Source organism: Streptomyces sp. NPDC046900, from assembly GCF_040644975.1.
Classification (GTDB): domain Bacteria; phylum Actinomycetota; class Actinomycetes; order Streptomycetales; family Streptomycetaceae; genus Streptomyces.
Window position 1 is genome coordinate 74,083 of the sequence record NZ_JBEYXD010000019.1, and the last position, 12,180, is coordinate 86,262.

11 protein-coding genes and 2 pseudogenes are annotated in these 12,180 nt (G+C 70.4%); 9 read left to right on the top strand and 4 right to left on the bottom strand.

Annotation, left to right across the window (positions count from 1 at the left end; all coding sequences use genetic code 11):
• Nucleotides 1-252 (bottom strand): annotated as a pseudogene (locus tag ABZ904_RS20745) (hypothetical protein); the annotation flags it as partial.
• An 868-nt stretch (nt 253-1,120) separates the two neighbouring features.
• Here ABZ904_RS20745 and ABZ904_RS20750 point away from each other — a divergent pair.
• From ABZ904_RS20750 to ABZ904_RS20770, 5 genes and pseudogenes are all read left to right on the top strand, one after another.
• Nucleotides 1,121-1,789, top strand: a complete 669-nt coding sequence (locus ABZ904_RS20750; RefSeq protein ID WP_359397688.1) for a hypothetical protein — start codon at nt 1,121-1,123, stop codon at nt 1,787-1,789.
• 519 nt (nt 1,790-2,308) lie between these two features.
• A complete protein-coding gene (locus ABZ904_RS20755; protein ID WP_361824982.1) occupies nt 2,309-2,512 on the top strand; it encodes a hypothetical protein in 204 nt (67 codons plus the stop codon).
• Nucleotides 2,513-2,679: 167 nt separating this feature from the next.
• Nucleotides 2,680-3,546: an alpha/beta hydrolase gene (locus tag ABZ904_RS20760; protein WP_361824926.1), complete on the top strand. Its 867-nt coding sequence runs from the start codon at nt 2,680-2,682 to the stop codon at nt 3,544-3,546.
• A 234-nt stretch (nt 3,547-3,780) separates the two neighbouring features.
• Nucleotides 3,781-4,017, top strand: coding sequence for a ferredoxin (locus ABZ904_RS20765; protein ID WP_359397684.1), 237 nt, complete (start codon nt 3,781-3,783; stop codon nt 4,015-4,017).
• Nucleotides 4,007-5,111, top strand: a pseudogene (locus ABZ904_RS20770) (FAD-dependent oxidoreductase); the annotation flags it as partial. The gene ABZ904_RS20765 and the pseudogene ABZ904_RS20770, both read left to right, overlap by 11 nt.
• A gap of 65 nt (nt 5,112-5,176) precedes the next feature.
• Here the strand turns inward: ABZ904_RS20770 and ppk2 are convergent.
• Nucleotides 5,177-5,980 (bottom strand): polyphosphate kinase 2, encoded by an 804-nt coding sequence (gene ppk2 / locus ABZ904_RS20775; protein WP_361824928.1) that lies wholly within the window; start codon nt 5,978-5,980, stop codon nt 5,177-5,179.
• Nucleotides 5,981-6,198: 218 nt separating this feature from the next.
• Between ppk2 and ABZ904_RS20780 the strand changes: the two genes are divergently transcribed.
• The 3 genes from ABZ904_RS20780 to ABZ904_RS20790 all read left to right on the top strand — a co-directional run bounded on the left by ABZ904_RS20780 (nt 6,199) and on the right by ABZ904_RS20790 (nt 9,861).
• Nucleotides 6,199-6,954 (top strand): DUF2071 domain-containing protein, encoded by a 756-nt coding sequence (locus ABZ904_RS20780; RefSeq protein WP_359397680.1) that lies wholly within the window; start codon nt 6,199-6,201, stop codon nt 6,952-6,954.
• Between the two features lie 289 nt (nt 6,955-7,243).
• Nucleotides 7,244-8,464 carry a hypothetical protein gene (locus tag ABZ904_RS20785; protein WP_359397678.1) on the top strand — a complete coding sequence of 407 codons (1,221 nt, stop codon included), beginning with the start codon at nt 7,244-7,246 and terminating at the stop codon, nt 8,462-8,464.
• 209 nt (nt 8,465-8,673) lie between these two features.
• Nucleotides 8,674-9,861 carry a PP2C family protein-serine/threonine phosphatase gene (locus tag ABZ904_RS20790; RefSeq protein ID WP_359397676.1) on the top strand — a complete coding sequence of 396 codons (1,188 nt, stop codon included), beginning with the start codon at nt 8,674-8,676 and terminating at the stop codon, nt 9,859-9,861.
• 40 nt (nt 9,862-9,901) lie between these two features.
• Here the strand turns inward: ABZ904_RS20790 and ABZ904_RS20795 are convergent, their stop codons facing one another.
• The gene (locus ABZ904_RS20795; protein WP_360998857.1) at nt 9,902-10,870 is read right to left on the bottom strand and encodes a pyridoxal-phosphate dependent enzyme; all 969 of its coding nucleotides are present in this window, start codon (nt 10,868-10,870) and stop codon (nt 9,902-9,904) included.
• A 466-nt stretch (nt 10,871-11,336) separates the two neighbouring features.
• Here ABZ904_RS20795 and ABZ904_RS20800 point away from each other — a divergent pair, with 466 nt between their 5' ends.
• Complete coding sequence (locus ABZ904_RS20800) at nt 11,337-11,477, top strand: hypothetical protein (protein WP_360998859.1); 141 nt, start codon at nt 11,337-11,339, stop codon at nt 11,475-11,477.
• 155 nt (nt 11,478-11,632) lie between these two features.
• Here the strand turns inward: ABZ904_RS20800 and ABZ904_RS20805 are convergent, their stop codons facing one another.
• Nucleotides 11,633-12,001, bottom strand: coding sequence for a hypothetical protein (locus ABZ904_RS20805; RefSeq protein WP_359397670.1), 369 nt, complete (start codon nt 11,999-12,001; stop codon nt 11,633-11,635).
• Nucleotides 12,002-12,180 lie beyond the last annotated feature (179 nt).

A 12,180-nucleotide genomic window follows, 5' to 3' on the forward strand; every position in this document is an offset into this window, starting at 1 on the left:
GCCGTTCCCGTTCCCGTTCCCGTTCCCGTTCCCGTTCCCGTTCCCGTTCCCGTTCCCGTTCCCGTTCCCGTTCCCGTTCCCGTTCCCGTTCCCGTTCCCGTTGCCGTTCCCGTCGCCGTTGCCGTTGCCCTTGCTGTCGTTACTGCGGCCGAGCGGAGAGACAGCGGGACCGGCGGAAGTGGCGGCGACCTGCCAGGCCTCCGCACCGCCCCGCGCCGGCTCGGTGGCGGCGTACGTGATACCACTGGCCACGAGGGCCGAACCAGCCGCAACAGCGGCGGTTAGCGCGATGGAACACGTTGGCATGTCACCTCTCCTGTCTCAGACACCTCGGCTGTAAGCCGATGCGAGATTGACGGTACATAAGCGCGAAATAACCGTCATGTCGGACATGCAGACGATAATAAGAACAATCCCATTAGCGTAATGATCGCACTGACGGCGCGTCATGCCGCGCCGGCAACCCACACCAGTCCCCCGTCCCACCCCGCACACACAACCGACCTGACAGGCCGTACGACGTCGCAGCACCGGACGGGAGGTCCCGGGCGAGGGGGCGACGGGCCCGGCCGGGCGGGGCGCCGCCGTAGTCGGAGTGACGGTCGGCATACCCAACGAGCGAGCTCGACTCGCTTACCGCCAACCTCATTTAGGCGTCTCGCTTCCCCAACTCCCCGAGCCTGGCGTCACCTCCTGGCCGATCAGGGCGGCACCGGACATGCGGCGTCCCGCCTCGTCGGCCGGCATGCGGCACGCCGTGACCCGAGCGGCGACGACCACGCCGAGTGCGTCCCGCCGATCAACTCGTCCGGCCGACCGCCATGTCAGACCGAATGCGCACAACTACCGCTTCCTGATGATGGGTTGGGGCTCGAATCGCGCTCGGGACAACGACCCCCGACGAGTTAGTGATGCCCATCTCTCCCGTTCGGTGGGGGAAAGACATGTCTCGAGAGGAACAATTCATCTCCCGTCGTCCGTACTATCTGGACACCAGGGGATTGCCCAATGGTTACGCCCCTGCTACCCGGACACCGGGCACGGGAGCGCACACGCACGGCTCCCCGCATGTGTCACGGGTCCGTCAGCACAGCCAAAGAGGCGAGGAGAGGTCAGCACCATGTCGGAGACCAGCACGACCACCACCACGGAACTGACGTCGCAGTACACCGCCCAGGTGACCAGCGACCTGGAGCGCAACGCCAAGGAACAGGAGCGCGTCGGAGCGGAGATCGCCGCTCTGCAGGAGCAGTTGGCCACCCTCCAGGTCGACTACGCGGTGCTGGTCAACATGCAGCAGGCCCTCGGTGTCGCGCCCGCCCCGGCTCAGCCCGCGGCCGAGCCCGACAGCGCCACCGTGCCCGCTCCGCGCAGGAAGCGGTCCATCGGGGTCGGCACGAGCAAGCGGACGCGAGGGAAGAAGTCCGGTGCCGAGCAGGAGGACACGACGGCCGGGAAGAGGACCGGCGGGAAGGCCGCTGCCAAGAAGGGCGCGGGAAGGTCCGCTTCCGCGAAGGCGTCAGGGCCCACGCTGGTCGAACTGGTCCGCAGCCACCTCACCGGGCAGAGCGAACCGCGCTCCGCCGCAGAAGTCGCCGCCACACTCGGTCAGGCTCACCCCGAGCGCGGTATCAAGACCACCGTCGTGCGCACGACGCTCGAAGGACTCGTGGCCAAGAACCACGCCCACCGCACCAAGCAGGGCACGTCCGTCTTCTACACCGCTCCCGACGGCGCCGATGCGACGGCACGGTCCGAGGACGAGGCACTGCCGGACCAGGCCGGCTGAGGCCCCGGAGGGTCGCGCACTCCTCCGTCAGGCGCAACTCCCGGATGCCGTGGCTCCGGCGGGACGGACGACAGTTCACCCCTCGTGTTCCGCCCACCTCCGCGCCGGGAGACCGAGGAGTCGTGCGATCCCACTCACGTCCGGCAATGGACCGTGATCCCCGTCGCCTTGAGGGCCGAACCGGCGGTCATGGCCGGACCGGAGCGCGTGTCATGGTCTCACCCCCGCAGAAGGCCCGCGAGGAATCGCGCGGCGAAGGCGTCCCATCACCGACGCCACCGTCGTCCGCGGTGCCGGCACCGTGCTGCCGGACCTCCATCTGCTGCTGCGCCTGACCGGCGCGCACGGCGTACTGCCCAGCGAGACCACGTACGGGCGCTATCGCGACGCACACGACATGCGGGCCCTGAACCAGGGTCCGCGCACGCGGGTGTCCGAGGACATCACCGGCACGGACGACTCGGGTGTGCGGCACTGGTCACGGCGCGCCCGCGCAACCGGGGTGCGTCCGTGGCGGCCATGGTCCAGGGGTCGCTCCTCCACGCCGAGTCCGGTCAACGGGTGCTGCCGACGCGCTACAGCGGCAACTCGCTGTGGCTGCCGGCGGGCGAGTCCATAACGCTCACTCTGTCCCGGCCGGCCCATGCCCTCTCCGCGGGCCGGGCGGAACACCGCGCGGAGCGCTGCAACTCGCCCCGGGCCTCCGCCCGCGCGCACATGTGACGGTTCCCGCCAGCGGACGGCGCCGCTGACCGCACCGCGGTCGGGGACGCCGCAGTGCACCACCGGGCCGAGGGTGCGCGGCGGACAACGGCGCGCGTGTCGATGACGGGTCCATCGACGCGTGGCGCAGAGTTGTAACCCCGTCACCTCCTCCAAGGAAGTCAGCCATGGATGTTCGGCATCGGTTCGCGCAGGTGTCGGGGAGTCGGCTCTTCTACCGGGAGGCGGGCCCGGAGGAGGCGCCGGTCGTCGTGCTGCTGCACGGCTATCCCTCGAGTTCGCACATGTACCGCCATCTGATCCCGGCGCTGGCCGACCGATACCGCGTGATCGCTCCCGACCTCCTGGGCTTCGGGCAGTCCGACACCCCGGGCGTCCACGTCTTCGACTACAGCTTCGACGCACTGGGCCGCCTCACCGACGGGCTGCTGACCGAACTCGGCGTGACGGATTACGCGATGCTGGTGCAGGACTACGGCGCGCCCATCGGCTGGCGCCTGGCACTGGCACACCCCGAGCGCATCACCGCGATCATCTCCCAGAGCGGCAACGCCTACGAGGACGGGTTCGTGGAGCAGTTCTGGGCGCCGATCTGGGCGTACGGGGCCGAGCAGACGGCAGGGACGGAGGCGGCGCTGCGCCCGGCACTGGGCCTGGACGCCATCCGCTGGCAGTACCTGCACGGCGTACCCGACCCTGAGCTGGTCAGTCCCGACACCTGGACGCACGACCACGCGCTCATCCAGCGCCCGGGCAACGCGGAGATCCAGCTCGCCCTCTTCAAGGACTACACGACCAACCGGGTTCTCTATCCCAGGCTGCACGAGTACTTCCGGACCACGCAGGTTCCGCTGCTGGCCGTCTGGGGGCGCAACGACGAGATCTTCGCGGCGGCCGGCGCGGAGGCGTTCCGCAGGGATCTGCCCGACGCTCAGATCCATCTCATCAACGGCGGCCACTTCCTGATCGAGAGCCATCTCGACACCGTCGCCGGGTACGTCCGCGGCTTCCTCGGAGAACTGGCGAGCGGCTGAGGCCCGGCCGGAGGCCACGGAACCGGTCTGCCGTTCGGCCGTCCCCGCTGGCGCCACCCTCTCGACGGCGCGGCGAGGCCGGGGCGCGGCCGGTCACTCCTTCGGCGCATCCCGGCGAGCACGGCGCAGTACCGCCTTCGATGCTGGCGTGGGGGGAGACGACCGTCGTCCGCTGATGCCCCGCCGTTCGGGCGGTGCCCCGACGGACCTGGCCGCGGAAGGGGCGTGGCGTCGATGAGACTCGTCGTCGATCTCAACAAGTGCCAGGGATACGCGCAATGCGCGTTCCTCGCGCCGGACGTCTTCACCATGCACGGCGAGGAGTCGCTCGTCTACAACCCACGGGCCGGGGAGGAGCAGCGGGAGAAGGTGGCGCGCGCCGTCGCGGCCTGCCCGGTGCAGGCGATCACCGCCGACGGACTCGGCCACCCGGACGACCGGTCCGCCGTGGGGATGTCCGATGCCCGCTGAAGACTTCCTGGAGTGGCTCAGACGCGCGGGCCGGATCGTGATCGTCGGCGCGTCGCTGGCGGGTCTGCGAGCGGCCGAGACGCTGCGCGCCGAGAGGTTCGCCGGCTCTCTCACCATGATCGGGGACGAGCCGTACGAGCCGTACGACCGGCCCCCGCTGTCCAAGGCCGTCCTGCTGGGCCGGGCGTCCCCGCACGACACCGATCTGCCCAGCGCCGGGAGATCGACGCGAAGTGGCGTCTGGGGGTGGCGGCGACCGGCCTCGACCTGACGGCCAAGCGGGTCCGGCTGGCCGACGGGGACGAGGTGGAGTACGACCGGCTGCTGATCGCGACCGGCGTACGAGCCGCGCTTTCGCGCCTGGGTCGACCCGATCGTCGCCGGTCTGGATCCGGACACGGGCGACGACGGCGACGAACGCCGGCGCGCCGCGCAGGAGGCACGGCTGCAGTTGGGCATGTACCTGGCCGGTCTGGTCGAGCAGCGGAGCAAGAACCCGGGTGAGGACATGTTGTCCCAACTGGTTGGGGGGCCACGGCCCCGACGGCCCCATGACCACGATGGAGGTGCTCACCACCTCCGTACTGCTGCTGATCGCGGGCCATGAGACGACGGTCAACCTGATCACCAACGGCATGCTCACGCTGCTGCGCCACCCGGAGTACCTGCGGAAGCTGCGCGAGGACCCCGGACTGGCCGTCAACATCGTGGAGGAACTACTGCGCTACGAACCGCCCGTGCAACTCGTGCCGCAGCGCACCTGTATCGCGGACATCGAGGTGCGCGGGGTCACCATTCCGAAGGGCTCGCGCATCTGGCTCGTCCTCGCGGCGGGCAACCGGGACCCCGAGCGCTTCCAGGACCCCGACCGGTTCGATCCCTACCGTGGCGACATCCAGCACCTCGGCTTCGGCAGTGGCATCCATGCGTGCTTCGGCGCGCCGCTGGCCCGGCTGGAGGCGCAGATCGCGCTGTCCGAACTGGCCCGCCGGCTGGACAACCCGCGGCTGGCCGAGGATCCGCCGCCCTACCGGCAGAACGCGGTGCTCCGCGGCCCGCGCCATCTGAACGTCGTCTTCGACGGTCTGCGGCCCTAGTACGCAGCGCCCGTGGATCCCCGCGGCCCCGCCAGGGCCGGCCGCTGTGGACCGAGGGGACGCTACAGGCTCGCCGCGTGGTCGGGGACGTAGGTCTGCAGATCGCGGGGCGGGCGCTCGTATCCGGTCGACGGTGGCCGTTCGGGCAGTTCCAGCACCGGGGGCTGCACCTCGTGGTACGGGACCGAGCCGAGCAGATGGGCGATCATGTTGACCCGGGCCCGGCGCTTGTCATCGCTCTCCACGATGTACCACGGGGCATCCGCGATGTCGGTGTGCACCAGCATCTCGTCCTTGGCCCGTGAGTACGCCTCCCAGTGGGTGAGCGACTCCAGGTCCATCGGCGAGAGCTTCCAGCGCCGCAACGGATCCTGCAGCCGGCGCCGGAAACGCGCCTGCTGTACGGCGTCGCTCACCGAGAACCAGTATTTGCGCAGCAGGATCCCGTCCTCCACCAGCATCCGCTCGAAGATCGGGCACTGCCGCAGGAACAACTGGTACTCCTCCGCCGTGCAGAAGCCCATCACGTGCTCGACTCCGGCCCGGTTGTACCAACTGCGGTCGAACAGCACGATCTCCCCGGCCGCGGGAAGATGCTCGACGTACCGCTGGAAGTACCACTGGGTGCGCTCGCGCTCGGTCGGCTTGGGCAGTGCCGCGATCCGCGCCAGCCGCGGATTGAGGTGTTCCGTCACCCGTTTGATGGTGCCGCCCTTGCCCGCCGCGTCCCGGCCCTCGAAGATGACGACCAACCGGGCGCCCTCCGCCCGCACCCATTCCTGCAGCCGCACCAACTCGGTCTGCAGACGCAGCAGTTCCCGCTCGTACGTCTTGCGCGGCAGCGTTTCCGCATTGTTCCCGACCATGCCGCCTCCACCGGTCGATGACGTGCGGGCTCACCTGCCCGAATCCGTGCCCGCAGCCGGGCACCAGCCGCCACCGTACTGACCAGCGCAGTTCCGCGCACGTCCGCCGCCCTCGGCCCTGCCCCGAGTGTCGTGCACGGCGTTACGGTGACGGACCGCCGTACCGCACCGAGTTCAGCGCGCCCCGCCGTCCGTGGTCCCCTGCTGGAATGCCCGTCATGGAAACCGAGCCGATCACCCTGTCCACCCCACGCCCCGTGCGACGGCCCACTCTCGTGCAGGGCTGGCACGAACTGACCTTTGTGCACTGGCCGGTGGCGCCGGAGGAAGTGGCGGGGCTGCTGCCGGCCGGCACCCGGCCCGACACTCTCGACGGGGTCACCTACGTCGGGCTGGTCCCCTTCATGATGCGCGGCGCGGGCCTCGGAGCGGGGCCCGGACTGCCGTATCTCGGCACGTTCTGCGAAACCAATGTGCGCCTGTACTCGGTCGACGGGGAGGGCAGACGCGGCGTGGTGTTCCGGTCGCTCGACGCCGCCCGTCTCCTTCCCGCGCTCGTGGGCCGGCTGGGTGTCCGGCTGCCCTACACCTGGTCGGCGATGCACCTGCGCCGTGAGCACGATGTCATCACCTACGGCTGCCGCCGACGCCGCCCGCCGGAAACGGGGCCGGCCAGCCGGGCCGTGGTGCGCATAGGCCGGCGGATCACGGAACCCACACCGCTGGAGCGGTTCCTGACTGCCCGCTGGGGCCTGCATATGTCGTGGCACGGGCGCACCGTCCATCTGCCCAACGACCACCAGCCGTGGCCGCTGCACCGGGCGGACCTGCTGGACCTCGACGACGGTCTGGTCACCGCCGCGGGACTGCCTCGTATGACGCGTCCGCCGGTCAGCGTGCTCTACTCCCCCGGAGTCGCCGTGCGATTCGGGACCCCTTCCGTGCTGTCGCCGCTGCGCGGCCGGGGCCGGTAGCCCCGGCCCGAAGGGGGCGGACCGGTTGAGCGCCGGGGCCGGCGGTGCTCAGGAGGAGGATCGCCGCCGTGGCGAACACGCCCGCCGACGCGGTCCGCCGCCCCACGGACATGCCCGTCGTGCCGTGCCGTCCGCGGTCCCCTCCGCCCCCGCGGCCTCTGGTGGCACCTGTCCCGTCGGCATCTCTCACGACCGCGGCAGAACCTCCTGCCTCATTCGGCCATCTCCATGAGGGGGGCCTTGACGTCCCCGGGCCGTCCGCAGGAGACAGGAGCCGAAAGGAAGACGCGTGCCCGTCATCAGTCAGCGGGTCCACTTGGTGCTGCTCACCGCCTGGACAGTCGTCTGGTTCGCCGTGGTCGAGCGGCACGGAGGATTCTCCTGGCACTACCTGCGCACCGGCGGGCAGCTGCTCTACGAGGGCACGTCGGGCAGAGGCGACGGCGGTCTGAACCTGTACGCGCATCATCCCGAACTGCAGATGGGTCCGGTGAGCTTCCTGGTGGCGGGTCTCTTCAACCCGTTCGCCGAGGCCGTGGGACAGTTCCTGGCCGCCGCCCTGATGTCGGGGCTCGGCCTGGTGATCGTGGTTCTGGCCGGGCGCAGCGCCGCCTGGCACTTCCTGGGCACCGGTACCAATCACCAGCGGCTGCGGCAGCGTGTGCTGATCGCGGGCCTGGCCTTCATCCCGATGTGGATCGAGGTGTCGGTGCGCTTCGGCCATCTCGACGATGTCCTCGCGCTCTTCTTCACGGCCCTCGCAGTGCAGTCCCTGACCCGCGGCAACGCGGCCGCGACCGGCGTCCTCCTGGGCCTGGCCATGGACTCCAAACCGACCGCGCTGGCCTTTCTGCCCCTCCTGCTCGCACTGCCGAGGCCTCAGTGGTCGCGCGCGGGCCTGTGGTGCGCGGCCCTGGTCGCGGTCGTCTGGCTGCCGTTCTTCGTCGGAGCCCCGCACACGTTCGCCGCGGCCCAGTTCACCATCCCCAACCAACCGGCGTCCGCCCTGCGCTGGCTCGGCGTCGGCGATCCACAGACCCCTCCGTGGGACCGGCCGGCACAGGCCGCGCTCGGCCTCGCTCTCGGCTGTGCCGCCGTGTGGCGCGGCCGCTGGCCGGCGGTCGTCCTGCTCGGAGCCAACGCCCGGATCGTCCTCGACCCGAGCGTCTACACCTACTACACGGCGTCCGTCCTGCTCGGCACCCTGTTGTGGGACGTGATCGGGCAGCGGCGGCTCGTCCCCTGGTGGAGCTGGATCGGACTGCTCACCCTGTACGGCAGTGTCTTCGTCGTCCCCGACGACTCGGCGCGTGGCCTGATCCGCCTGGGCTTCGTGGCCGTGTCCACCGCGTACGTCCTCTTCTGGCCGCTGCGGGACCGGGGCGACCGGCGGCCCCGGTCCTCGGCCCGCCCCCGCGGTCCGGTCATTCCGCCGGCACGGCGAGGCGGGACGGAGTACTCGGCGGAGCGCATGCGCCCCGTACGCGAGCCCGTACAGGTCATGGCCTGAACCTTCGCCCGAGCACCTCGGCGGTGCTCATCTGCGCCTGCTTCCCGTTGATCGACCGCAGCCGCCCGTGGACCCCCGCGTGGATCCCGGCACAGCGCTCCGGGCAACCGGCGGGGAGCTGCTCAGCGCCGTGCTTCGGATCGTCCGGATCAGGCGGTGACGCGGGCGAGCGGTGGCCGCCGGACCGGCGGCGAGGCAGGGTGGAAGGCATGGGTTCCCGGCCGAGCCTTGGCAGCGGGCAGCCGTGGCAGTCGAGTCATGCGTTGCTTCTCCTTCCGATCGCGCTCATCGTGGTCATCACCGTGGTGGACATCCACTCCCCCGAGACCATCCATCTGGGCCCGACACTGGTCATGGCGCCCGCCCTCACCCCGTCGTTCGCCGGGGCGCGGCCGACCGCCCTGATCGGGGCGCTGGCGGTGGCGGCCCAGGCCATCATCGCCGTCCTCCATGGCGGGCTGACCACCACCAACCACATCGTGCAGATCGGCACCCTCGCCCTGCTCTCGGTCCTCTGCGTGATCTACTGCGCCATCCGGGACCGGCGCACCAAGCAGCTCGCCCAGGTCCGGTCCGTGGCCGAGGCGGCGCAGCATGTCCTGCTGTGGCCGCTGCCGGAACAGATCGGCCCTCTGCGGATCGCCTGCCTGTACCTGGCCGCCGAGGACGAGGCGCAGATCGGCGGCGACCTGTACGCGGCCACCCGCACCGAGCACGCGGTACGGATCCTGATCGGCGACGTACGCGGCAAGGGTCTGTCCGCCATCGGCGAGGCCGCGCTGCTGCTCGGTGCCTTCCGGGAGTCCGCGCACCGGCACGACTCCCTGCCGGAACTGGCCGCTTCCCTCGAGGACAGCGTGAGCCGGTATCTGGCCGACTTCGAGCCGGACGAGGAGAAGGGCGAACGCTTCGCCACCGCCTTGCTGGTGGAGATCCCCGACGGGGACGCGACCACGCGGATGACCAGCTGCGGGCATCCTCCCCCGCTGCTGCTCAGCCCCGGAAGCGCCGTCACCGTCCCGAGCCTGCACCCCGCACCCCCGATGGGGATCGGCAGGACGAGCCCGTCCGACTACACCCTGGACGTGTTCTCCTTCGAGCCCGGCGACACCCTGCTGCTCTACACCGACGGCGTCATCGAGGCACGGGACGGCGGAGGTAGTTTCTACCCGTTCACCGAACGCGTCGCCCACTGGACCCAGGCCAGCCCGGAGACGCTGCTGCACCACATCCGGCGCGACCTCTTCGAGCACACCGGGGCGCGCCTGGACGACGACGTCGCCCTCGTCGCCCTCCAGCGCATCCCCGCCGCCCCCCACGTCGTCCACCATCACGGTCGGCTCATCCACGGCAACGGGTTCCGCCACCGGTCCGGGTCCCAGCAGGGAAGCAGATGACGAACCCGCCGCCCCCGGCTCCACCGGCGGCGGGCCGGCGTCAGCCGGCGAGAATCCGGGTGAACCGGTCGGCGCTGATGTTGCCGCCGGAGACGATGACACCGACCCTGCGCGCGAGACGGTCGACACGGTGGGCCAGAAGCGCCGCCAGCGCGCTGGCGCCGCTCGGTTCGACGACGATCTTCATCCGCTCGAAGGCGAACCGCATCGCGTCACGGATCTGGTCGTCGCTGACCAGGGCGATACCGTCCACCAGCCGTCGGTTGACGGAGAAGGTGAGCTCACCGGGTATGTCCGCGGCCTGACCGTCGGCGATGGTCCGCGGCACCGGAACGGAGACGCGCCGGCCGGCCTCCAGGGACCGCTTGGTGTCGTCGCCGGCCTCCGGTTCGACGCCGATGACCCGGGTCCCGGACCGGAGCCCCTTGGCCGCCGTGGCGCTGCCGGCGATCAGGCCGCCGCCCCCGACGGGCACCACCAGGGCGTCCACATCCCCGACCTCTTCCAGCAGTTCGAGGGCCGCGGTGCCCTGCCCTGCGATGACATGCGGATGCTCGTACGGGGGGATGAGCGCCAGACCGCGGTCGGTGGCGAGTGCCTCGCCGATGGCGACCCGGTCGCCGGTGTACCGGTCGTAGGTGACGATCTCCGCGCCGTAGCCGGCGGTCGCCTCCATCTTGGAGCGCGGGGTGTCCTCCGGCATGAGGATCACAGCGGTGGTGCCGAGTTCACGCGCGGCGAGTGCGACGGCCTGCGCGTGGTTGCCCGAGGAGTAGGCCGCGATGCCGTTCGCCATCTGTGCCGCGGACAGCCGGGAGGCGGCGTTGTACGCGCCGCGGAACTTGAAGGCTCCGATCCGCTGGAAGTTCTCGCACTTGACGAAGACCTCGGCGCCGACCAGGGCGTCCAGGGTGCGTGACCGCAGTACGGGGGTGCGGTGCGCCACGCCCTTGATCCGCACGGCGGCGTCGCGGACGTCCTCCAGGGTGACGAACTGCGGGTCGGTCATGTGTGTTCTCCGTCCTGGTAGGTGCCGGCGGGCACGCTGACGTCCGCGCCGGGTGCGTCCGGCGAGGTCCTGGCCTCGGCGAGGGGTGCAGGCTCAGGTCCGTCAGATCCCCGGCCGTTCGGCGACCTGCCGCGCCGCTCCACGGTCGTGGAGGCGGGCTCAGCGCCGCGATGACGGCGTCCCCTCACCCAACCGGCGACTCCGTCCCGCCATCAGCCCCGGCAAGCGCCGGAATCTGTACGGAGAATCTAGATCGCCGGGCAGCAAATCCAAAGCCCCGCGCTCCTGGGTGGCCCGCCGGGGAGCGACGACCGTGCGCCGGACGGCCGAGGCGTGGGGCGGCGGCATTCATGGCCTGTTCATCCAAACGACAGGGAAAGTACCTTCACGAGGCACCCGAAACGCAAGGAAAGGGCCCATCGTCGGATATCGGACATCCGCAACATGAACAGAAAGCCATACCGACATGGGCCAGATACTTGCAGCCGTCGCGATGAAGATCGGTGTGGCGATCGCCGAGGCGATCGCCATGCGTCTTGCCTGGGAGCTGTGGGCCGCCTGCTCGCGCTACCTGCGTACGACCGCCACCCCCGCGGACGCCGTCTGACGTACGGCCGCCACCTGGGCCGCCCCTGACGTGCCGGCGTTCCGACCGCCGGGCGGCACTAGGCCGCCGCGACGACTCCGCCCGGCCCGCCGGGCCACATACCGACACGTCGACGCCCGGCAGTACACCACTGCCGGGCGTCGTGCTGTGCCGCGTCACATCTTGCCGACCGCGGCGGGGGACCCGGCATTACGCTCGGTCGTCTTGTCGCCGGCCTTGCGGGTTCTGCCACCGCGCAGCAGATAGGTGGCCCCGCCGACGGCCAGCGCGACGGGCCACTCCAGAGCCCCCGCGACCGTCATCGCTCCAAGTCCGCCGTAGAACACGAGATCCTTGGTCGACGGCATGCCGCCCGGCACTCGCGACGTCGCCGCCTTGGCCGTATGCGCCATGTCACCCCTGGTGATGTACGGAATCTTCAGCGAAGGGTGCAGGGTGCGCGTGTGCAGGTGCAGGCCCGCTCCCTCGTGGGACTCCCTCATGGACTGGTCCCGGTCTTGTGTGGTCCCCACTGTCTTGGCCATTCCCTGGCCTCCTCTCACGGAGTCGGTGTGGTGTCCCCCTCTTCCACCCTGGTGCGCGCCTTCTGAAATACGGCGTATACCCCCATAGGACCGGGTATCCGCACATAGCGGATTTGAATCGACGTTTTGTGGCTACTGATGCAAGCAAAGCCGAACGTCGGTCCGCCGGGAGCGGGTGA